This is a genomic window from Achromobacter sp. B7, from assembly GCF_003600685.1.
GTDB lineage: Bacteria > Pseudomonadota > Gammaproteobacteria > Burkholderiales > Burkholderiaceae_B > Achromobacter > Achromobacter spanius_B.
The window spans coordinates 3,417,975-3,438,081 of the sequence record NZ_CP032084.1 but is presented as its reverse complement, the minus strand read 5'-3'; the positions used below and the strand labels follow the sequence as shown (position 1 = coordinate 3,438,081).

20 protein-coding genes are annotated in these 20,107 nt (G+C 63.7%); 9 read left to right on the top strand and 11 right to left on the bottom strand.

Features of this window, described 5'->3' with window-relative positions; genetic code table 11:
* Positions 1 to 4 precede the first annotated feature (4 nt).
* Both DVB37_RS15390 and DVB37_RS15385 read right to left on the bottom strand, forming a co-directional pair.
* Positions 5 to 487, bottom strand: a complete 483-nt coding sequence (locus tag DVB37_RS15390) for a nucleoside deaminase (RefSeq protein WP_120156091.1) — start codon at positions 485 to 487, stop codon at positions 5 to 7.
* Positions 488 to 589: 102 nt separating this feature from the next.
* The gene (locus tag DVB37_RS15385) at positions 590 to 1,219 is read right to left on the bottom strand and encodes a hypothetical protein (RefSeq protein ID WP_240433888.1); all 630 of its coding nucleotides are present in this window, start codon (positions 1,217 to 1,219) and stop codon (positions 590 to 592) included.
* A 264-nt stretch (positions 1,220 to 1,483) separates the two neighbouring features.
* On the opposite strand from DVB37_RS15385, the gene DVB37_RS15380 reads away from it, so the two are divergent.
* On the top strand, positions 1,484 to 2,125 hold the full coding sequence (locus DVB37_RS15380) for a glutathione S-transferase family protein (RefSeq protein WP_120156087.1): 642 nt from the start codon (positions 1,484 to 1,486) through the stop codon (positions 2,123 to 2,125).
* A 120-nt stretch (positions 2,126 to 2,245) separates the two neighbouring features.
* Here DVB37_RS15380 and DVB37_RS15375 read toward each other — a convergent pair whose 3' ends face one another.
* The gene (locus DVB37_RS15375; protein ID WP_120157514.1) at positions 2,246 to 2,839 is read right to left on the bottom strand and encodes a YSC84-related protein; all 594 of its coding nucleotides are present in this window, start codon (positions 2,837 to 2,839) and stop codon (positions 2,246 to 2,248) included.
* Positions 2,840 to 2,984: 145 nt separating this feature from the next.
* Between DVB37_RS15375 and DVB37_RS15370 the strand changes: the two genes are divergently transcribed.
* Positions 2,985 to 3,254, top strand: a complete 270-nt coding sequence (locus DVB37_RS15370; protein ID WP_104145101.1) for a hypothetical protein — start codon at positions 2,985 to 2,987, stop codon at positions 3,252 to 3,254.
* Positions 3,255 to 3,277: 23 nt separating this feature from the next.
* Here the strand turns inward: DVB37_RS15370 and DVB37_RS28705 are convergent, their stop codons facing one another.
* The 3 genes from DVB37_RS28705 to DVB37_RS15355 all read right to left on the bottom strand — a co-directional run bounded on the left by DVB37_RS28705 (position 3,278) and on the right by DVB37_RS15355 (position 8,832).
* Positions 3,278 to 4,105: a DUF6708 domain-containing protein gene (locus tag DVB37_RS28705; RefSeq protein WP_240433887.1), complete on the bottom strand. Its 828-nt coding sequence runs from the start codon at positions 4,103 to 4,105 to the stop codon at positions 3,278 to 3,280.
* Between the two features lie 6 nt (positions 4,106 to 4,111).
* A complete protein-coding gene (locus DVB37_RS15360; RefSeq protein ID WP_120156085.1) occupies positions 4,112 to 7,291 on the bottom strand; it encodes a T6SS effector BTH_I2691 family protein in 3,180 nt (1,059 codons plus the stop codon).
* 341 nt (positions 7,292 to 7,632) lie between these two features.
* A complete protein-coding gene (locus tag DVB37_RS15355; RefSeq protein WP_120156082.1) occupies positions 7,633 to 8,832 on the bottom strand; it encodes an MFS transporter in 1,200 nt (399 codons plus the stop codon).
* Positions 8,833 to 8,943: 111 nt separating this feature from the next.
* On the opposite strand from DVB37_RS15355, the gene DVB37_RS15350 reads away from it, so the two are divergent.
* The 3 genes from DVB37_RS15350 to DVB37_RS15340 all read left to right on the top strand — a co-directional run bounded on the left by DVB37_RS15350 (position 8,944) and on the right by DVB37_RS15340 (position 12,070).
* The gene (locus DVB37_RS15350; RefSeq protein ID WP_120157512.1) at positions 8,944 to 9,888 is read left to right on the top strand and encodes a GlxA family transcriptional regulator; all 945 of its coding nucleotides are present in this window, start codon (positions 8,944 to 8,946) and stop codon (positions 9,886 to 9,888) included.
* A gap of 142 nt (positions 9,889 to 10,030) precedes the next feature.
* On the top strand, positions 10,031 to 10,789 hold the full coding sequence (locus DVB37_RS15345; RefSeq protein WP_104145319.1) for an SDR family oxidoreductase: 759 nt from the start codon (positions 10,031 to 10,033) through the stop codon (positions 10,787 to 10,789).
* 72 nt (positions 10,790 to 10,861) lie between these two features.
* Positions 10,862 to 12,070: an MFS transporter gene (locus DVB37_RS15340; protein WP_120156080.1), complete on the top strand. Its 1,209-nt coding sequence runs from the start codon at positions 10,862 to 10,864 to the stop codon at positions 12,068 to 12,070.
* 74 nt (positions 12,071 to 12,144) lie between these two features.
* Here DVB37_RS15340 and DVB37_RS15335 read toward each other — a convergent pair whose 3' ends face one another.
* Positions 12,145 to 12,474: a YciI family protein gene (locus DVB37_RS15335; protein WP_120156078.1), complete on the bottom strand. Its 330-nt coding sequence runs from the start codon at positions 12,472 to 12,474 to the stop codon at positions 12,145 to 12,147.
* Positions 12,475 to 12,621: 147 nt separating this feature from the next.
* Positions 12,622 to 13,122 carry a hypothetical protein gene (locus DVB37_RS15325; protein ID WP_104145316.1) on the bottom strand — a complete coding sequence of 167 codons (501 nt, stop codon included), beginning with the start codon at positions 13,120 to 13,122 and terminating at the stop codon, positions 12,622 to 12,624.
* 268 nt (positions 13,123 to 13,390) lie between these two features.
* Here DVB37_RS15325 and DVB37_RS15320 point away from each other — a divergent pair, with 268 nt between their 5' ends.
* From DVB37_RS15320 to DVB37_RS15310, 3 genes are all read left to right on the top strand, one after another.
* Positions 13,391 to 13,978 carry a TetR/AcrR family transcriptional regulator gene (locus tag DVB37_RS15320; protein ID WP_120156074.1) on the top strand — a complete coding sequence of 196 codons (588 nt, stop codon included), beginning with the start codon at positions 13,391 to 13,393 and terminating at the stop codon, positions 13,976 to 13,978.
* Between the two features lie 136 nt (positions 13,979 to 14,114).
* Entirely contained in the window at positions 14,115 to 14,630 is a 516-nt protein-coding gene (locus DVB37_RS15315; RefSeq protein WP_120156072.1) for a hypothetical protein, read from the top strand.
* Between the two features lie 66 nt (positions 14,631 to 14,696).
* Positions 14,697 to 15,320, top strand: coding sequence for a hypothetical protein (locus tag DVB37_RS15310; protein ID WP_120156070.1), 624 nt, complete (start codon positions 14,697 to 14,699; stop codon positions 15,318 to 15,320).
* A gap of 23 nt (positions 15,321 to 15,343) precedes the next feature.
* On the opposite strand, the gene DVB37_RS15305 is transcribed toward DVB37_RS15310, so the two are convergent.
* The gene (locus DVB37_RS15305; RefSeq protein WP_104145312.1) at positions 15,344 to 16,243 is read right to left on the bottom strand and encodes a LysR family transcriptional regulator; all 900 of its coding nucleotides are present in this window, start codon (positions 16,241 to 16,243) and stop codon (positions 15,344 to 15,346) included.
* A 113-nt stretch (positions 16,244 to 16,356) separates the two neighbouring features.
* On the opposite strand from DVB37_RS15305, the gene DVB37_RS15300 reads away from it, so the two are divergent.
* Positions 16,357 to 17,232, top strand: coding sequence for an aldo/keto reductase family oxidoreductase (locus DVB37_RS15300; RefSeq protein ID WP_120156068.1), 876 nt, complete (start codon positions 16,357 to 16,359; stop codon positions 17,230 to 17,232).
* 48 nt (positions 17,233 to 17,280) lie between these two features.
* Here the strand turns inward: DVB37_RS15300 and DVB37_RS15295 are convergent, their stop codons facing one another.
* A complete protein-coding gene (locus tag DVB37_RS15295; protein ID WP_120156066.1) occupies positions 17,281 to 18,855 on the bottom strand; it encodes a serine hydrolase in 1,575 nt (524 codons plus the stop codon).
* A gap of 7 nt (positions 18,856 to 18,862) precedes the next feature.
* Complete coding sequence (locus DVB37_RS15290) at positions 18,863 to 19,984, bottom strand: hypothetical protein (protein ID WP_240433886.1); 1,122 nt, start codon at positions 19,982 to 19,984, stop codon at positions 18,863 to 18,865.
* Positions 19,985 to 20,107 lie beyond the last annotated feature (123 nt).

Sequence of the window (20,107 nt, the reverse complement as noted above, 5' to 3'; positions counted from 1 at the left end):
GCTACTACGCGCGGCGGCGCAGCTTTTCCTGATGCAGCTGCCTGACCTGTTCTGCGAATTCGGCCACCGGGCCATCGACGGCCACGCCGTCAATAACGTCCTGAATGGCCAAGGGTTTCACACGCGACGGCGCCACGCCCCATTCCTGCATCCATTGCCGATATTGCTGCGACGAGCTGGCATAGACGATGCGGCCCAGCCCCACCCAGCCATGCGCGGCGGAACACATCGGGCAATGTTCGCCCGACGTGTAGACGGTGCAGGAGGCGCGTTCGGCAGGCGGCACGTTGTTGGCCGCCCAGCGCGCAATCTCGAACTCGGGATGCTGCGTGTGGTCGCCGCCCGCAACGTGGTTGTGGTCTTCAAACAGCACCTCGCCTTGGGCGGACACCAGCACCGAGCCAAAGGGCTCGTCGCCAGATTCCAGCGCCTGCCGGGCCAGGGCCACGCAACGCGCCAGATGCTGCTTGTCGTGTTCATCGATCATGCGAAACCTCGTTGGTATGCGGAGCCGGGGGGCGGCAGATGCCGGAATGTCGGGGCACGCTGAAGCGTCAATAGCCCTGTCGCGTCACTCGCGTCAATCGCGTCAATAGTAGATATCGACGTAATCGGTCAGGCGGCCGCAGCTTTCCATCTGCTGCAAGCGCCAGTACTTGCGCTTGCCGGTGGCGCGGAATTCATAGTCGCCCGTGCGTTCGCAGCGGCGGCCTTTCTCGGGCGCGTCCAGAATCAGGATGGTGCCGCGAAAGACAAAGCGGTCGCTGTCGATGGACACGATCTCGCCGTTGATCTTCAGGGTGCCTTCGAAGTTGGCCTGCGTGCCGTCGATGCGCACGACGTCATTGACGTCCTTGGCGCTGAGCTGGCCCCGATCGGCCGACCACAGCCACTGCACGGTGACGCCGCTATTGTTCATCAGGCGCTCGTAGGCGGCCTGGTTGCGTATGTCCGTCTTGGTGACCGGCGCCAGGGCCGTCGCGCTGTTTTGCTGCGTGGGCGCCGGTGCCCGCGCCGGGGTCTGGATCTGTGTCTGGGGCTGGGCCGCCGCACCGTTTTGCTGCGCCGGCGAATGGGCGCGCACGGGGTCGCCTTGCGCCGCGATCATCGGCGACGCCGCGGCCAGGGCCAGGCCGAACGCCAGCGGCAGGATGCGGGATAGGCGTTGATTGCGCTTGGCGGGGTTCATATCGCGAGCAGGCGTCTTATGCATGTTCATGAAAAGTAGGGGCCTTTGGACGGCCGCCCCGGACGTGGGCGGTTACGGGCGCCTAAATTAGCACGCTGATTGCATCTGGTAATTGCTGACCTTGTGCGTTATGTATCTATCCGTTAACAAGCTGCGCGAAAGGTGTAGCGAACCGGCGCCGCGCGGGGTTTTGGCGCGGGCTCGGCGCGTGGACGGCGGCGATGCCGATGTGGGCAAAGCGGCGTAGAGTGGCAACGTTGCTTTCCCGGCGCTACCCCTTTCTAAAGGACTTTCATGCTGACCGTGCACCATCTGGGTAAATCGCAGTCCGAACGTATTGTCTGGCTGTGCGAAGAACTTGCCATCCCGTACAACCTGAAGGTCTACGACCGGGATGCCAACACGCGTCTGGCGCCGCCGGAATACAAGGCCCTGCACCCGCTGGGCACCGCCCCGATCATCACCGACGGCGACACCGTGCTGGCCGAATCCACGGCTATCGTCGAATACATCCTGGCCCGGTATGGCGATGGCCAACTGAGCGTGCCACCCAGCGACCCCGCCTATGCCGACTACCTGTATTGGTTCCACTTCGCCAACGGCTCGCTGCAACCGGCGCTGATGCGCAACATGGTGCTGGCCCGCGCCGAGGTGCCCGCCGACAAACCCGTGGCGCAGTTTGCCGACGCGCGCCGCCAGCAGGCGCTGGCGCTGGTCGACAAGCAATTGGGCAACACGCATTACCTGGCCGGTAATGTGCTGACGGCGGCCGACATTGTCGCGGTGTTTTCACTGACGACGATGCGGCTGTTCTATCCCTACGACTTGTCGCCGTATCCGAACATCCTGGCGTACCTTCAGCGCATCGGCGCGCGCGACGCGTATCGCCACGCCATGAAGAAAGGCGATCCCGACATGGAGCCGATGTTGGCCTGAAAAGGGAAAGGCGATGGCGACGGGCGCGTAAGCCAGGCGCCGCGCCATCGCAGGTCAGCAGATGAGTGAACCCTGGCCGCCGATGCCGTTCAACACAGCGGCAGGCGGCCAGTCATGCAATTACAGCGTCAACGGCGATATCTTGCTGCCGTCGATAGACACGCCCGCCATCAGACCGCCATTGTTCAGCACAAAGCCGACGATGGGCTGCTGGGCGGTGTACGAATCAAGCGCCCCGTTGGCGGCCAGCTTCGCGACGGCAACGGTGGCGTCCGCCCCGATCGTCCAGCCGCTACTGGCGCGGAACTTGGCCAAGGCGTCATCCGTCATGAAAAGCAGCACCATGGCCTTGGACTGCGCGCCCGCCTGAAAGCCGATCGACCCCCCCGTGATGCTGTAGTAGTTGGTGTCCTGGCCATTCATGCGCAGCACGCCCGAGCCATGTTCCGCGCCCACGATGAAGCTGGCGCTGAGCACGGCGGGAAACACCAGCACGCCACGGGCGCGCTGTACCAACTGCTTGGACTGCGGGGACGCTGCGTACAGCTGGGTCAGCGTGGCGTTGGCGGCGGTATTGAGTTCCTGCCGTTTTTCGGCGGAGGTCGGGGTCGCCTTGGGGCCATTCGTCGTGCACCCCGCGAACAGCACGCTTGCCACGCCCAACGTTACCGCCGCCAGCGTGGTCCTACGCCATGTTGAAGAGATCTTGTTCATTTGCGCTTCCTTTTTAGGTTGCATACGGGTTTGCGGACGCGTTTGCCAACGCGCTGCAAGGTTCCTGACGAACTTCTGACCACTCACATCGGGATGTCTCCCTGGCAGCAGATTACTCTCGTTAGGCGCGGTTTAACATCGCGATATGTTCCTGCTTATTCTTCTTTGGGTCGTGCTGGCGGTGGTGGTGGGCGTCATGGCCGCCGGCCGTGGCCGTCGCGGCATCGGCTGGACGGTGCTGGCCGTCCTGATCAGCCCGCCGCTGGCGGGTGCTTTTCTGCTGACGCTGCCGGACCGCTCACCCCGTGCGCGTGTACCGGTTGCGCCAACGCACGTCGATTGCCCGCGCTGCGCGGGGCGCATTCTTCGCGACGCAAGGGTGTGCCGGCATTGCGGGGGAAGGGTGGGGGGTTAGGGCTGGCGGCGGCACGTCCGTTTTCAGGTCCGAGATTCCGCGTCCATGTCGGCCGGCCATTGCACTCTTGGCGCCAAGCGCAGGGCCAGATTGCACGGCGGCACTTTGTTCGGGTCGTTGAATGTTTCGACAGCGGGCAGGGCGCCGGGTCCGTGCCGCATATAGGCGCGGACATAATCCCACGAACTGCCTTCGTCCTGGCCAACGCTTAACGGAAACCGATCAATCACCTGGTTAGTGCCCGGCTTGACGACCGCGATCGACACGCCCCACGTAATGATCAGGCCGCCTTGGCCGGTGGCTCCACGTTGCCGCCAGACTTCGGCGCGCAGGTCGGTCCAGTGATACGCGTTTGTGGTGACGTACCAGCGGGCGAAAGGGTTCCACCAGATGTAATGGAACCGGTATACGTATATTTTGCGGCGCAGCCGATTGAAGCGGATGGGCTCGTCACGGGGAATGGAAATATCAACCCGGATCATGGTGACGGTCCACCACAGCATCGCGATGGCGCCTACCGCGACTTCCAGCGGAAACATCGTTTCTGACGTCGCCAGGATGTATATCGAGAAGGCCAGCCACGTGATACCCAGTGGGGCCAAGGCCAACAGCAGCCCCCGCATTTTGTGCGTCTTGCGGCTTAACTCAAGGCAAGTGGCGTCCATCGAATTAATGGCGGGAATTTCATAGTCGCGGATCGGTGTTGATGAGTCTTCATCAGGCCCGGGCAAGTCATGGACCCATCCGCGATGCGCGGGGGCAAGAGCGGGCCTGTTTGCACCACGAATCCCGTTTTTTTTTAGCAATACCGACTCCGGCGAGAAATGAACGTTTCTTTGTTGGGCATTCATTTGCCGTTAGCGCTGCGCTCTGGCCGTGATTTCGCCGTAGAGGCTGGCATCGGCTGTGTCCGGCCAGTACCTGATTTTGAGCGTCGCGGATTCAATGTCTGCATCGTCCAGGTCTAGTAGGATTGTCCCGGCAATCAGCGGCAGCGTCGCGGTGGGGCGGTGTGTGGCGGCCTCGTCGACGTGGTATCCCGGTCGCTTGGGGACAGGTGATACTTCTCCAAGTGGTGAAGCCCTGTGCTGCTCTGCAATAACGACTTGTTCAGGGGTGTGCCTTTTCAATGCCATCGACATGGCATATCCAGACCGTTCTGCGGACCAGACAGGTAGGGTGATGCTGTATTCAAGCGTCGTTCCCCAGTGCATTCCGCTACCGATCACCAGCGCGGTCGACAGCCTTGGCTTGAGATGAAATCCAAAGCTCGTTTCCAGTCCCAGCAAAGCCGCGTTTAGAGCGCCGATTGCAGTATCTTTGTCTACGTTTGCCAGCACGCCTTTGTCGATTTCAATCTGTGGATCAGAGTAGGCTGGAACGGAAACGCCGGTTCTCGCAGCGTTCCACCATACGGCCGGGTTTTCGTCATGGTTGCCAAAATAGCAACGGCGTGCCCATTGTTCGAGGGAAGTGGATCTATTTCTTTTTGCATTTGCCGAAGCGGCGTAGGCGAGCAGACCCAAGACAATCGCCCATCCCAACGGACCAAGAAGCGATGACGCCCCGGCGAGTGCTGCGTACGCTGCGACCCATCCGGAAAGTATGGCGAGCCCACTGGCAAAGAAGTAACGGTTGCGTGCGACGACATCGCCGGATCGCCCCGCTCGTAGAGCGGCAGAACCGAACTGCAACCCTTCCACGACGCCCGATAGGGCACTCGTCACGCCGCCAAAGCGAATCATGCCCTTGCCCAGCATCAACGCGTTCGTAGCGCGCGTTTCGGCGATAGAGGCCCTTTTCATCGCCTGCACCACGCTTCGTATTCCCACGCCCGTCGCCTCAATGGCCACACCCATGGTGCCCATCGCGCTTGCCGCAACGCCCCCGACGGCTTCCGGGTATTGGTCACCCGTTACGCGTTCCAGCTCTTGCAGGCTGCTTTTCAGCCCATCCTGCTGGAAGAACAATGCGCCCATGGACAACGCCACGTCCAGGTTCGCCATCCCGCGCATACCCACGAAGGCCCCATGTGCTCGGAGCTTTGCATCGGCTGCCGTGGTGCGCAGCTGCCCGGCAATCGCCTGCGCCTTCGGTTCCAGTCCGCCCGCGCTTACCAGCACGCTGCGCCAGCCGGCTTCCATGGCGTTCGCACCGGCTTCGGAAACCGCGGTCAATTTCTCTTTTAGCCCTTCCGCTGTGTCCGCAATCCAAAACGTGGCTTTGAATACCTGGTTCTGCGCCGGACCGGGCAATGTCAACATGCCGCTGAAGATCAGCGCGCGGGCCTTCTTGCCGGCATCCTTCGCGGCCTTGTCGTACTGCTGGCGCATCTGCTGGGTAAGTAATTCCTGATACTCGCCCAATGTCAGTTCAAGCTGAACGCGCAGCATTTGGACGCGCTCGCATAGCAGCAGGGCGGCTTGATGCACCGTGGCGGCCACGGGTAGAAGCTGTTCTTGCGCCCGTGCGTCCATCGTCAACATCGCGTTGATCATCGCGCCTTGCAGTTGGCCCACCGCGTCTCTCACGCTGCTGCGTAGGTACATATCGCCTTCTTGCGAGGCCATCACGTCTTTGATCGCGGCATACAGCTTGCCGGAATCATTGGCCTTGAAGCCTTCCGTAAAAGTGGGACGCAGGCCTTCAAGCAGGCGGGCGTTCTTGGCCAGTAGCGCCTGGTACAGAATGCTGTCGGGGTTTTCCAGCAAGGCCTTCCACAGCTGCTGCGTGGGACCAAGATCCGCGCCACCAACCGGGGGCGCTTCGCTGGGGCCGCCGTCCAGGCAGGCTGCCACCATCTTGGTGTACGCCGCTGCCGAGTGCGGATCGGTAGCCGAGTAGTCGTATCGCGCGATGCGCAACCAAGCCAGGGATTGCAACCATGCGACATAGCGGGCCGCCATCGTATCTATCAGTCCTTGCCTGCGCTGCCATTCCTTATCGTGCATGTCCTGAAACTGCTGGCGACGCGGCTCGCTGTAGCGTTGTTCCAGGCGTTCGTGATACTCAGCCGTGATGCGCCTGGCTGCGATCTCCGTTTCTCGTGGGACATCCACTGGCGGCAAATGGGAACGCGTGCCAAGCACCGGATGGTCATTATGTTGTCGGCGGTATTCGATCTGTTTTTCGACTTCCTGTACCGCTTGGGTGTGTGCCCAGGTCTTCTCCAACTCTCTGATCTGCACCAGCGCCGCCGATGTAAACAGCAGATACTGCCGTTCGGCATTGCCCGCCCATGCGAGCCGGTCATTAATCAACAAATGGCGTTGTTGATTGAATTCCAACACCGCGCCCACCGGATCGGGCAACGCCAATACCGGCACACCTTGCGGCAGGCCTTGCGTCTTTGCGATGTCGTCGACGTAATCATTTATCGGCACAAACCTGGGGGTACGTGTACGCACCGCATGCCGGCTGCCGAAATCTTCCCCGTCGTAACGGTATTCCCACACGTGATCGGTCAGAAACCCATCGGCGAATTTCAACCCGTGCAATACCGTTTGGGGCGTTTCTCGCAACGTTGCCAGGTCCACTTTCAAGAACCGCGCGGATGGCGCCGTCTGCGCCTTGTAGGCATCCAACACCGGCTCAGGCCACCGATCTTGCGAGAACGCGATCCACGCTTCCTTGTAGACCTTCGTGTCGACGTGTATGAACGAAGCGCGCACGTCGTGCCCTACACCCGTGCAAGCCTTGGACAAGGGGCGGGGCGTGCCCTCGGGCATTCGGTACGGATCATATTGGCGCATGTGCCCGTCGGCGGTGACTTGGTACGCGTGCCAGATTTCCTGATCCAGCAGCACATACACAAACCCTTCGCGCAGTACGCGATAGTTGCCCGGCTGCATATCGATGCGTACGCGGTCTTGTTCGGGATCGAAGGGGGATGGCCCCGGCGGCAATGCCGCATCGCGCAGCAACAGGATCGGCATCCCGCTGCGCTCGCACGCGCGGCAAGTACCGACCGGCACCGCCATGGTTTCCAATACCGCCAGCCGAGCCTGATAGGCGAACGAACCCGCATGCGAACCCATGATGCAACTCCCCTGGTTGGCCTAACGCGAATACCGGGGCGTCGGTCGGTGCTGCCGTCAAACGCCCGCACCGGCTGCCGGCGATTGTTCATGAAGCCATGCGCCGGGCTCGGTCAATATCTCGGGGTAATGCAATAACCGTGCCATGAAACCGAATCTTAAAAATAGACGCGCGATATCAATGGCTTGCGGCGAAATTGGCGGACTTGTAGTGGCATGCGGTCGGTGCCATGCCCGGAAAACGCCCGTTTTTCACGAGAAATCGAGCCAGATATGACTCGATTAAAAATAACCTGCGTTTTATCAACGACTTATAGCGGGCCAGATTTGGCCCGATCGGGTCAGATCTGGCCCGGTTGCAGGTTTCGCCGCAAGCGCTCCGCATACACGACCAGCGGAATTGCGCAGGCCGCGCAGGCCGCCATGACCATGAAGCCGCCCGGCGCATAACTGCGATACAGCGCGCCGCCCAATTGGATGCTGGCAAACATGAACACTCCGCCGGACAACAGCGCGTACAGGGCGATTGCCGACGTCTTGTGCGCGGCGGGCACGTGTCGCGTGATGTACCACATGATGGCTGCGTTGTTGCCGGCCAGCGTGAAGCACTGCAACAGCTGCAAGACGCCGATCAGCGTCGGGTCCGTGGTGACGGACAAGCCCGCCCAGCGGATGGCCGACATGAACGCCGACGCCAGGATCAGCCACTGGGCGCCGCTGCGCGCCAGGATCTTGGGCGCCAGGAAGAAGAACAGCACTTCGCTGCTCACGCCAACGACCCAAAGCAATGAGATCAATGTGGTCGACAGGCCGCTGGCCGTCCAGTAGAGCGTGGAATAGGAATACAGGAAACCATTGCTGGCCTGCACCAGCGAGGCAGCGCCGATACACATCAGCAACGGCCGATCACGCACGACCTCCAGCATGGGCAGGCGCGCGCGGGGTGCGGCCATGGCCTGCGTCGGCGTCCCGGACCCGGGCTGCGCCGCTTGGGGCAGCAGCCGAACACACGCCAGGCACGCCACGATCAGCAGCATCGACAGCCACATCACCCAGTTGGCATCGAAAGTCTTGATCAGATAGCCGCCTGCCACCGTCACCGTCGCAAAACCCAGCGATCCGCACGCCCGCATGATGGTGTACGAATTGCCTTGCGCGCGGCCGCTGGCAATGGCCATGCGGTCCATTAACGGCAGCACCGCGGGAAACACCGCGTTCAAGACCAAGGTGACGCCCAGCAACCAGCCCGGCGCGTGCATGAATGGATAGCAGATGAACAACACCAGCGAGGCCGCCAGCGCGGACGCAATCAAGGCGTGCGCGCGGCCGGTCTGGTCGGCCACGTGCGCGACAACCGGTGTGGACAGGATCTTCGGCAAGAACGACGTGGCGACGATCAGGCCGATCATGGCCGGGTCCAGGCCACGGCTGGCCAGCCAAAGAGGAAGAAAGGGGATGCTGACGCCCTGCAAGCCGTAATACAGGAAATAGAATCCGTGCAACGCGATGGCGCCTTGTCTGGCGTCGGGATTGCCGCGCATAGCGATGGGTGAATCTGGCGGGGAGAAGCGGCGTAGGATACTCCTTTCGGAATGTGTCCGATCGCGGCGCTACAGGCGGATACGCGACGCGTTTTTTTGAAGGGAAGCATCATGCGGCAGGTGGGTTTGATCCTTGAAGACGGCTTCCAGCTGATGGGCCTGGCGGCGCTGTCGGCGTTTGAACTGGCCAATGCCGAGTTGGGCGATGACGGATACCGGTTGACGGTGTTGTCCGAGCAGGGCGGCACCATTCGGTCGTCGATGAATGCGGGCATTGAAACGACGCCGTTCGGGGTCATACCGGACACGCTGATGGTGGCGGGGCAACTGGTGCCTCAGGAAATTTCGCCCGGCGTGCGGGCGTATGTGGCGCGGGCGGGCATAGACGCCCGGCGGGTTGCCGGCGTCTGCACGGGCGCGTTTGTGCTGGCGCAAGCCGGCTTGCTGGATGGCCGCGCCGCCACCACCCATTGGGCTCACGCGCGCACGCTACAGGTGCGCTTTCCAAAGGTGCGGGTGGACGAAGATCGCATCTTCGTTCGTGATGGCAACGTCTGGACATCGGCGGGCATGTCGTCGGCCGTCGACCTGACGCTGGCGTTGATCGAGGAAGACCACGGGTCGACCCTGTCCCGCCTGCTGGCTCGCAAGCTGGTCGTGTACCACCGCCGCCACGGCGGTCAGTCGCAATTTTCGGCGCTGTTGGCGCTGGAGCCTCGCTCTGATCGGGTCAAGCGCGCGCTGGCCTATGCCCGCGAAAACCTGCGCAACGCCCTGTCCGTCGAGGAATTGGCCGAAGCGGCCAGCTTGTCGCCGCGTCAGTTCAGCCGCGTATTTAGGGAAGAGACGGGGCGGTCGCCGGCCAAAGCGGTGGAGATGCTGCGGCTGGAGGCCGCGCGCGTCATGCTGGAAGACGGGCGGTACCCGCTGGAAGTCGTCGCGCGCGACACCGGGTTTGCTGACCGCGACCGGATGCGGCGCGCGTTCCTGCGCAACCTGGGCCAGCCGCCGGCCAGCGTCAAGCGCGGCCTGGCGCTGATGCAGGATGCCGCCTGACCGCCCGAGCGCATCAGCGCGTGGGGGCGGGCCACGGTCGCCATGTCCGTAAATGCCGGATCTACGACATTTGAGACTACGCCCGAACCGCGCATAGTTCGTCCATGGAAGGCGCCATCCAGGTGCCGCTCAAGGACACATCATGCAAATGACGGGCAATACGATCTTCATCACCGGCGGCACCTCGGGCATTGGCCGCGCGCTGGCGGAACAGTTTCATTCGCTGGGCAATAAGGTCATCGTCGCCGGGCGGCGCCAGGCGCTGCTTGACGAAGTGGCCGCCGCCAACCCCGGGATCGATGGCGTGGCGCTGGACATTTCAGACGCTGCCGATATCGAACGCGTGGCCGCGCAGCTGATCCGCGACTATCCCACGCTGAACGTCGTGATCAACAACGCGGGCATCATGCCGTTTGACGATCCCTCGGGCCGGATCGACGACGCCGTCTCGCGCCAGATCCTGGACACGAACCTGCTTGGGCCAATCCGACTGACCTCGGCACTGGTCGAGCATCTGAAGGCCCAGCCGCGCGCCACCATCATCCACAACACCTCGGTGCTGGCCTACGTGCCCATCGCCACCAACGCGGTCTACTCGGCGTCCAAGGCGGCGTTGCATTCCTACGCGCTGTCGCAACGCTTCATGCTGCGCGACACCAGCGTCACCGTGCAGGAAATTGCGCCGCCGTGGGTCGATACCGACCTGATCAAAAAGAGCGGCGACCCGCGCGCCATGCCGCTGGACGCCTTCATCGCCGAAACGATGACCGGGCTGGCAACGGATGCGCCGGAAGTGTTCGTCGAGGCAATCCGCGCCTTGCGCGACAACCCCGGCCTGGGCGAACACGCGTTGGTGCACGGCTTCAACGCCGAAATCGCCGCCAATCCCATTCCCGTCTAAGGCAAGGCATGTCTGCTGCCGGGGCCGCGTTTGCGCGACGCCGGCGGCAGCGCCTGTCAGGAGCACCGCGTTATGTCCGCGTCACTTGCGCAAGACTCGCGCGCCGTCTTGCTGCCCGCCGGCTTCCTGGCCCTGGGCACATTTGCCATCGGCACCGAAGGCTTCATGATTGCGCCGCTGCTGCCGGTCATGGCGCAGGACTTCGCGCTGCCCGTGCCCACCGTCGCCTTGCTGGTCATCATCTTCACATTGGTGCTGGCCTTGTCATCGCCCGTGGCCACGGTGGCAACCGGGCGTATGGCGCGCAAGCAGGTGCTGCTGGCCGCCATGAGCTTGTTCGCCATCGGCAACGTTGTGGCCGCGCTGTCGTCGTCGTTCGCCGTGCTGATGCTGGCGCGCGTGCTGATGGCGATTGCGGCGGGGCTGTATGTGCCGGCCGCCAACGGGCTGGCCGGCGTCATCGTGCCGGTGGCGATGCGCGGGCGCGCCCTTGCCATCGTCAGTGCAGGGCAGACGCTGGCCATTGCGCTGGGTCTGCCTCTGGGTGGGCTGATCGGGCATGCGTTCGGGTGGCGCGCCACCTTCCTGCTGGTGGGCGCGATGAGCGTCGTGGCAATCGCGGGCATCCTGACCGGCATCGAGCGCGACGCGGGGCAGGGCATCGCGGTGGCAAGCCTGCGTCAGCGCGTGTCCGTGGTGCGCCAACCCGCCGTGCTGCGTTTGCTGGCGGTGAGCTTGTTCTGGTCCATCGGCGCGTTTACCGCCTATCCGTACCTCGCCGAATACTTGAACGCCGTGTTGGGCTTCGGGCCGTTGGAGATCACCGCGTCGGTGTCGTTGTGGGGGCTGTCGGCGGCGGCCGGTGTCATGACGGGCGGGATCCTGAACGACCGCTTCGGACCTGGCCGCGTGGTGCGCGCATCGCTGATGTTGCTGGGGCTGGCGTTTGTGGTGCTGGCGATGGTGGCGTTGCCGATGGCGACGGCGCTGTCCAGGGGCGTCTTGCTGGGCCTGGTGCTGCTTGCCGTCGCTTTGTGGGGCTTCACCGTGTGGTCGTTCTTTCCGGCGCAGATGGCAAGGCTGATCGGGGCGGGCACGCCGTCGCAAGCGCCTGTCGCGTTGGCGCTTAACACTTCGACCATGTACTTCGGGTTTTCGGTGGGCAGCGCTTTGGGCGCGGCGGTGTTGGGCGCCGGCGCCATCTGGGCGATTGGGGCGGTGGCGGCCCTGGCCGAAACGATCGCCTTGGGCGTGAACGCAGCGCCAGGCCGCAAGGCTTGATGGCATCCGATCCGGTGCGTGGCTGCCGGCAAGAGGCCGTTGCCGTGAACAAGCCCCGCCGGGCGGGCGATGCGCTAGGCTTGTTCCAGCGGCCAGACTTCGACCACGCCGTGCGCCACCGCGCATGGCGTTTGCGAGACGATGGCGATGGCCTGGGCCAGGTCCGTGGCTTCGATGATGGCAAAGCCGGCCACGGGCAAGGGCGACTGCAAGTAGGGGCCGTCCGTGGTTTCCACCCCGGCCGCGCCGGTGTTGCGCACCTGCACCGGCGTGCCCGCAATGCCCATCAGCACACCTTCTTTCTGCAATTGCGCGTCGTGCGCGTGCGCGGCGTCTCGCAGGGCGACCGGGGTGCGGTCGTAACCTGCCTGGTCGCCATATCCTATCGTCACGAATTTAGGCATGAGAAGTCCTTTGCAGAGGGGGGATGAGACGCCGAACCGCTAATCGCCGAAGCGCGGGTACGCCGGTACGCCGGATCGCCGGACCGCCGGATCGCCGGAACGCCGGATCGCCGGACCGCCGGAACGCCGGAACGCCGGTACGACCCTTCAGCCCTGTTTGCCGAAACCGCCGCTGGCCCATTCCGATGCGCGCTGCACGGTCAGCTTGTACGTCGGCGGCACGTTGACCTGGGCCAGTTGTTCGCCGGATTCATCGTACGCGCTTAGCACGGCGTAAGGCTCGTCTTCGTCGGGCACGATGTCCAGCTTGACCGTCAAGCGGCCCGCCTCGGCGTCGATCTTCACGCTTTTGTGCAGCGTGGCATGCAGCTGCTGTTCGTGGCGGCGCAGCACTTCGTTGGCGGTCTTGACCAGGGTGATGAAGGCGGGCGAATCAAGCGGCTTGGGGTTTTTCTTGTCGCGGCCCATGGTCCATGGCCCGACCAAGGCCGGCTCGGATTGCCCGTCCATCGTCATTTCGACGGCCCAGCCGTCGTCTTCCTCGTTCTTGATGATCCGGGCGGTCCAGCCGTCATCGCGCCAAAGCCTGGGCTCCTGTTCCTTGCGGTCTTCGGGGCTGTCAGGATCGGGTAGGCGGGTGTCGTTCACTGCGGTGTTTCTCCAGGATTTCGGGGCTCGACGTCCAAAATTTTGTCGGCCCCCCGGCACTGTAGCCTAACGAACCCGCGCGGTCCTGCCGGGTGGGATGTTTGAAGCACCCCGGGCAAGGAAGGCGCGCGGTGCCCAATCGCTTGCTGACATGAATCCATCGGCATGAAATTGTTGACTCGCAACCGACCAACTAGTAGATTGGCTTCCATGCGCGGCCCTGCCAATATTCCAGTAGGGGCCAACTCGTAAACCGAACTGGAAATCCATGAGTTTGGAACTCTCGCCCAGAGCCCTTGAAATTGTCGAGCAGACGCGATTGCTGCTTGCCGCCGGCGGCTATCACGGGTTCAGCTATGCCGATGTGTCGGAAAAGGTGCACATCGGCAAACCCAGCATCCACCATCATTTCCCCACCAAGGAAGACCTGGTCCTGAGTGTGGTGACCGTGCACCGTGAACAAGCGCGCCAGGGGCTGGCCAAGCTTGACCAGCACGTTGAAGATCCGCAAGCCCGCTTGACCGCCTACACGGAATACTGGGCCAAGTGCATCCGCGAGGGCACCATGCCCATGTGCATATGCGCCATGCTGGCTGCCGAGGCGCCCCTGATTCCCAGCGCCGTCGCCGCTGAGGTCCGCGCCTATTTTGCCGAGCTGGCAGCCTGGATCGGTTCCGTGCTGGCCAGCGGGGCGGCCAAGGGCCAATTCCAATTGCGCGACAAGGTCGAGGCCGAAGCGCAGGCGTTCATGTCGATGGTGCACGGCGCGATGTTGACCGCGCGCGCGTTTGGCGACCCCAAGGTATTCGAATCGATTTCACGCGCCGCCATCAAGCAGTTGAGCGCCGCGGGCTGACAGTGGGATACGCGCACCTCGGGGTGCGCGCCGTTGACCGTTAACACCCCCGCATTTGCAGTGCCGCTTTATTCCGCTTTTTTTGCCCTGATGGCCGACCAACTAGTCGGTTTGTTCCCTGTCTGGAGTTCTTGCCATGCCACATCCTATTTCCGCCTTGGGCGCCGCCCACACCCTCATCAGCCTTGTCCCTGCCGTTGTCGGCCTGTACAGCTTTGCGCGGTATCGAGGCATCGACCCCACAACGCGCACGGGCAAGCTTTATCTGGGCGGGCTGCTATTGGCGGTGCTGACGTCGTTCGGGCTGTCCAGCTCTGGTGGCTTCAATGCCGGGCATGCGTTGGGAATCCTGGCGTTGCTGGCAGTGTCGGGGGCGTTGTTGGCGCCGCGCCTGTCCTGGCTGTCGCGGTCGCGTCCCTATCTGTCGCAGCTGGGGTTTTCGTTCAGCTTTTTCTTGATGTGGGTGCCCGGCATTGCCGAAACGCTGACGCGCCTGCCCGTTTCCCATCCGCTTGCCGACGGCCCGCAATCGCCCCTGGTGCGCGGTGCGCTAGGGGTGTGGTTGGCGATTTTCGTGGTGGGGTCGACGGCGCAGTTGTTGTGGATGGCAGCCCAACGCCGCATGCCCGCCAAAGCCGCCGGGCGACCGTAGCGGTGCAACCGAAGCCGACATTTCCGGGGCACGACCCGTCGCCCACGCATCACCAAGGAGGCCGCCATGACTGCCCGCGCTATTGATCCGACCGGCCAGGTCCGTATCGCCGATATTCAGCGTCCATACGTTCAAGACCGCTACATTCATGACCCTTACCGTAGCGAACGCCTGCGGGCGCCAACGCGTGCCGCGCCTTCGACGCAACTGCGCCCGAGCTCCTACGCGCGGATTCAAGCCGCGCAGGGATCGGTCGCGATGGCGGCTGGGGCGCCCTTCGCGCCCGCCGCCCATCGACCCGCCGGCGTTGATGCTGCTCAGCCCCCCGCGTCCGTCGACGCGATGCGGGATCAATACACGGCCCATTGCCTTAAAAACGCCATCCAGGCCTACCACGATCAGCAAGCCCGGCTGGATGCGCGTTCCGTCGCGGCCAATCGCCAGCTGCGCGACGAGCAAACCGCCTTGCAAGCGCGGGCCGACGCGGCGCATGACCTGAGCACGATCCAAGGCCTGCTGCCGTACCAGGCCTATCGATTTTCCGCTGGCGTGGCGGCCGTGCTGCCGCCGCCTTTTACCGTGGCAGCGGGCATGCCGCTGTTAATGGTCGGGCCGGTCGGTACCGCCGCAAAACCGCGCCACAGTACCGACGACGCGTCCGGGGGCGCGGCTCCCTATCCAAGTTCGTGAGGGGTGCTCATTGCAGGTTTGCGCTACCAGCGCACGGTTTGGACGAAGTCGACGAAAGCGCGCAGCGGCGCCGGCAGATAGCGGCGCCCCGGGAAGTAGAGCGACGGGCCGTTGAAGCTGGGCCACCAGCGTTCCAGCACGGGCGCGAGCTCCCCACGATCGATGTAGGGTTGCAGCCATTCCTCAAAAAGGTAAACCACGCCGGTGCCCGCAACGGCCGCATCCACGGCAAGGTCGGCTGCTGCGCCCAGGCCCACGATCAAGGGGCCCGTCACGTCCACCGTGACGGTTTTTCCCTGTTGCTCGAAGTCCCACGAGGGCATGGCGCCACTGGAAAAGCGGCCGCGCAGGCAGATGTGCTTGCGCAGATCTTCAGGGCGACGCGGGCGCCCATGCTTGGCCAGATACGCGGGCGACGCCGCGACGGCCATGCGCTGGCGCTTGGGGCCGATCGGAATCGCCACCATGTCCTGGTCCATGCTTTCTTCGTAGCGAATGCCCGCATCGCAATCCGATTGCAGCAGGTCCACAAAGCGGTCCTCGACAACGACCTCAAGGCAGATCTCCGGGTAGGCGGCCAGAAACGGGGGGACGATGCGCGGCAGCACCAGCTTGGATGCCGCCAGCGGCACATTCAGCCGCAACCTGCCAGCCGGCCGATCACGAAAGTGGTTGGCCACGTCCAGCGCCGATTCCACCGCGTTGAGCGCGGGCGTCAGCTGTTCCAGCAAGCGCTGTCCGGCAACCGTCAGCGCCACGCTGCGCGTCGTTCGGTTAAGCAGCCGCAAACCCAGCCGCGTTTCCAGCCGGCGCACCGCTTCGCTCAATTGCGATGCGCTGGCCCCGGTCATGCGCGCAGCGCCACGAAAGCCGCCATGCGTGGCAACGGCAACAAAGGCGCTGATGTCTTGAAGGTCGACCACGGCGTTTCTCGATTGTTCGGATTTCCGCACAAGCTGTGCGATTGTGCCCGATTGTCGCACGGCCAATCCAGGCCTAGACTGCCAGGCATTCACCCCCGTTCAAGGAATACCCCATGACCCAAGCCCAACAAGCCGGCACCTACCGCCTGGCCCAATTCAACGTCAACCGCCTAGGCTACGGCGCCATGCAACTGGCCGGCCCACACGTGTACGGTCCGCCCAAGGACAAACAGCAGGCTATCGCCGTGCTGAAGGAGACCGTGGAACTGGGCATCAACCACCTGGACACCAGCGATTTCTACGGGCCGCACATCACCAACCAACTGATCCGCGAAGCACTGCATCCGTATCGCGACGACCTGGTCATCGTGACGAAAGTGGGGGCGCGACGCGGCGCCGATGCGTCCTGGATACCCGCCTTCTCTGCCGCTGAACTGGAATCGGCCGTGCACGACAACCTGCGTAATCTGGGGCGCGACGTGATGGACGTCGTCAACCTGCGCTTGATGTTCGACGTGGCCGGCCCGGCGGAAGGCGACATCGAAGCATCCATGACCACGATGGCCGAACTGCAACGCAAGGGCCTGGTGCGTCACATCGGCCTTAGCAACGCCACCGCGCGGCAAGTGGAGCAGGCGCGCGGCATTGCCGACATCGTTTGCGTGCAGAACCAATACAACCTGGCCCATCGCGGCGACGGCCCGCTGATCGATGCACTGGCCCGCGACGGCATTGCCTACGTGCCGTTCTTCCCGCTGGGTGGTTTCTCGCCGCTACAGTCGGCGGTGTTGTCGGACGTGGCGAACAAGGTGCAAGCCACGCCGATGCAGGTGGCGCTGGCCTGGTTGCTACAGCGTTCGCCCAACATCCTGTTGATTCCGGGTACGTCGTCGGTGAAGCACCTGCGCGAAAACGTCGATGCCGCCGCGTTGCGCTTGAGCGACGATGACATCCAGGCGCTGGATGCCATCGCGCCGGAACCGCGCTGATAGGCGGATGCGGGGCAATATGCCAGGCCCAGGCACCCAGCCCGCGCGCTATTGACGGGTCCAGCGGCCCAAGCCGGCATCGTCATAGAACTTGATGGCGAAGCCGGCGGCACGGCCCTGGTTCATCTCGAACACCAGCGACGCCCGCGAAGCGACCAGTTCGGCTTCGCCCACGGGCGAAAAAGCGTAAGTGTCGCCATCCCAGTGCGTGAGCGGAAAGCGCATTGCGCGCGGGCCTAGAACCAGCGTCAGGCCATCGTCGGCCTGTTCGATCCGCGCCGCGCCGTAGTACGGATTGTCAAAGCCGCCGGCGTAGGCGGCCACGGCTTGTGCGGGTGTCGGCTTGGCCGGTTTAACCTTGCCGGAAAGGTCCGCCTGCGGTTCAAAAAAGCCCTTCATCGCCCCGTGATAGGCCGCGTACCAGTCCCGGGTCGGCTTGCCGTAAAGCGCCGTATCGGTAAACGCCGCCGCCACGGATTCGGCCGCGCCGATGGGCGCGCCATTGGTCAGCACCACAATGCCGATGCCCGCCGACGGCACGATCTTGAAGGTGGTGCCCGTGCCCATCAGGAAGGCGCCCGAATGCCCCATCGACGGCCGGCCGCCCAGTTCGGTGTTGACGTTGAAGCCATAGCCATAGAAGCCTGAACGCGAATTCAGATCGTGGGCACGCGCGGAAAACGCCTGGGCGGTCAGGGCGGGCAGCAGCGCGCCGGGGGCGATAAGCCTCTTGCCCTGATATTGGCCGTCGGCCAGCAGCAGCTTCAGCCACTCGGCCATGTCGATGACGGTGGACGACGCGCCGCCGGCGGGCGCCTGCTGGTCCGCATTGCGCTGGCCCAGCGACACGAACTTGCCTTGTTGGTAGCCATGCAGAACGGCGTGATTGGCGTGCGCCATGAAGTCGTCGAAGCGATAACTGGTGGCCTGCATGCCCAAGGGCTTGAACAGCCGTTCGTCAGCCAGCTTGTCCCATGGGCGGCCCGCTGCCCTGGCCACGGCGTTGGCGCCGATAGTCGTGCTGAAGTTGGCGTAGTGATAGGACGTGCGAAAGGCATCCAGCGGCAATTGCCGCAAGCGCGTGATGACGTCGGCCTGCTTGTACCCCAGGTCTTCCAGGTCGTCACCCGCAGTGCCAGGCAGCCCCGACCGATGCGCAAAGAAGTCGCCGATGGTGGCGTGCCGGGACACATAGGCGTCTTGCAGGCGGAAGTCCGGCAGGTATCGGGCCACGGGGTCATCCCAGGCCACGGTGCCTTGGGACACCTCGATCGCGGCCACCGTTGCCGACAGTGACTTGGAGATGGATGCGATCTGGAACACCGTGCTTGCGTCCACGGGCGCATTCCTGCCGACCTCGCGCGTGCCCCAGCCGCGTACCAGCACCGTCTTGCCGTCCACCACCACGGCCACGGCCATGCCCGGCACCCCGCTGCGCGTCATGATGTCTTGCACGATGCCCGGAAGCGCCTGGACGGCGTGTTGCGCGCTGCCTGAGGGAATGGCCACGACGTCCGCCGGCGGGCTGGCCGCGCTGTCGATCGCCACGGTCTGCGCCCACGCCCCGGAACCGCCAAGCGCCAAGGCGCATGCCCAGGCCGGAAATAGTGTTTTGCTTGTCATGGTGCCCTCAGAATCCCGCCTGGTAAGCGATGCGAAAAACGCCTTGGTTGATACGAATGGCCTGGTCGCGCTGGTGCGTCAACCCCGCCTGCACAATGAAGCCCAAGGGCGTCACGTAGGTCAGGGCGCCCGATAGCGCCCAATCGACGTCGTCCTTGAGTCCGTAGCGCGCTAGCTTTTGTTCGCTGCCCGATAGCCTGCGCACGGCGGCTGTGGCGGTCAGTTGCCAGCGGTCGCGCGACAGCGACACCGACGTCACGCTGTTGCCGTTTGCCACCGGCGCGCCTCGAAAGGCGGTGGCGTAGGTGGCCTCGTTGAACCAGCCCAGGCTCCACGCGTTGCCCAGCGGCGCGTCATAGCGCAGGCGGGCCGACACGGTGTTGGCGCTTTTTCCGTGGGACGGGTCCACGTACAGCCTGCCCGCATCCACGCCGCCCGACAGGCGCTCCAAACTCGGCAGGTCGCGGAAGTCATAGGACACGATGAAGGACTTCATCTGGTCGCTGAAGGCGGGTGGTGCGTCCGTGCGGATGAAGCCATCGTCCAGGCTCAGGCGGCGGTTCAGCGCCGTGTCGTCACGCTTGAACAGCACCGCCGCCACGGAATGCGCGCCTTGGCCGGGCGTGTCCAACGTGTAGCGTCCGCCCAAGCCGATCGATCCGCGAAACTCCGAGTTTTCGTTAAAGCCGGTGTACACGCCGTCGATGACATGCCAGGCATCCCCGAAGCCCAGGTCCATCTTGCCGCCATACAGCGCATAGTGATCGGCCGTATAGGCCGCGAACAGGTTGTTCATATCGACGCCCAGGTCGGAAAACGCGTTGTCCTTTGTTTCGTTGTTGGCCGAGTTGAACGTGGCCTTGGTTCGGATGGAAAATTCCCGCGTCAGTTGCAAGACCAGGGCAGCCTCGGCGGTGGGCTGCACGCTGCTCCAATGGGATCGCGGGATCTGGCCGTTGTCGTCCTTGATGCCGAAAAAGCCGGTGTAGCCGGTCATCAGTAGAAAGCGGCCGTTCAGCTGCGGGTACTGACTGTCGTCATCGCCCAGTTCGCTATAAGGCGTCAAGAAGATCTCGGTCTTGAAGATGTCTCTGGCTTCTTGCGCCGACGCCGTGTGCGCGATCAGCATGGCAAGCATCCCGAATAACCCAAACAACCCAGACAACCCAGACAACCCAGACAACCCAGACAACCCAGACAACCCAGACAACCCAGACACCGCGGCGTGGATTGGCGACACGGCGCGCGGCAC

Excerpts from the sequence above, each read along its gene's own strand:
- DVB37_RS15310 (WP_120156070.1), top strand. The coding sequence starts at position 14,697 with ATGACTGCCCGCGCTATTGATCCGACCGGCCAGGTCCGTATCGCCGAT.
- DVB37_RS15360 (WP_120156085.1), bottom strand. The coding sequence starts at position 7,291 with ATGGGTTCGCATGCGGGTTCGTTCGCCTATCAGGCTCGGCTGGCGGTA.
- DVB37_RS28705 (WP_240433887.1), bottom strand. The coding sequence starts at position 4,105 with ATGAATGCCCAACAAAGAAACGTTCATTTCTCGCCGGAGTCGGTATTG.
- DVB37_RS15390 (WP_120156091.1), bottom strand. The coding sequence starts at position 487 with ATGATCGATGAACACGACAAGCAGCATCTGGCGCGTTGCGTGGCCCTG.
- DVB37_RS15385 (WP_240433888.1), bottom strand. The coding sequence starts at position 1,219 with ATGAACATGCATAAGACGCCTGCTCGCGATATGAACCCCGCCAAGCGC.
- DVB37_RS15315 (WP_120156072.1), top strand. The coding sequence starts at position 14,115 with ATGCCACATCCTATTTCCGCCTTGGGCGCCGCCCACACCCTCATCAGC.
- DVB37_RS15320 (WP_120156074.1), top strand. The coding sequence starts at position 13,391 with ATGAGTTTGGAACTCTCGCCCAGAGCCCTTGAAATTGTCGAGCAGACG.
- DVB37_RS15340 (WP_120156080.1), top strand. The coding sequence starts at position 10,862 with ATGTCCGCGTCACTTGCGCAAGACTCGCGCGCCGTCTTGCTGCCCGCC.
- DVB37_RS15295 (WP_120156066.1), bottom strand. The coding sequence starts at position 18,855 with ATGACAAGCAAAACACTATTTCCGGCCTGGGCATGCGCCTTGGCGCTT.
- DVB37_RS15355 (WP_120156082.1), bottom strand. The coding sequence starts at position 8,832 with ATGCGCGGCAATCCCGACGCCAGACAAGGCGCCATCGCGTTGCACGGA.
- DVB37_RS15380 (WP_120156087.1), top strand. The coding sequence starts at position 1,484 with ATGCTGACCGTGCACCATCTGGGTAAATCGCAGTCCGAACGTATTGTC.
- DVB37_RS15350 (WP_120157512.1), top strand. The coding sequence starts at position 8,944 with ATGCGGCAGGTGGGTTTGATCCTTGAAGACGGCTTCCAGCTGATGGGC.
- DVB37_RS15290 (WP_240433886.1), bottom strand. The coding sequence starts at position 19,984 with ATGCTGATCGCGCACACGGCGTCGGCGCAAGAAGCCAGAGACATCTTC.
- DVB37_RS15345 (WP_104145319.1), top strand. The coding sequence starts at position 10,031 with ATGCAAATGACGGGCAATACGATCTTCATCACCGGCGGCACCTCGGGC.
- DVB37_RS15300 (WP_120156068.1), top strand. The coding sequence starts at position 16,357 with ATGACCCAAGCCCAACAAGCCGGCACCTACCGCCTGGCCCAATTCAAC.
- DVB37_RS15335 (WP_120156078.1), bottom strand. The coding sequence starts at position 12,474 with ATGCCTAAATTCGTGACGATAGGATATGGCGACCAGGCAGGTTACGAC.
- DVB37_RS15370 (WP_104145101.1), top strand. The coding sequence starts at position 2,985 with ATGTTCCTGCTTATTCTTCTTTGGGTCGTGCTGGCGGTGGTGGTGGGC.
- DVB37_RS15375 (WP_120157514.1), bottom strand. The coding sequence starts at position 2,839 with ATGAACAAGATCTCTTCAACATGGCGTAGGACCACGCTGGCGGCGGTA.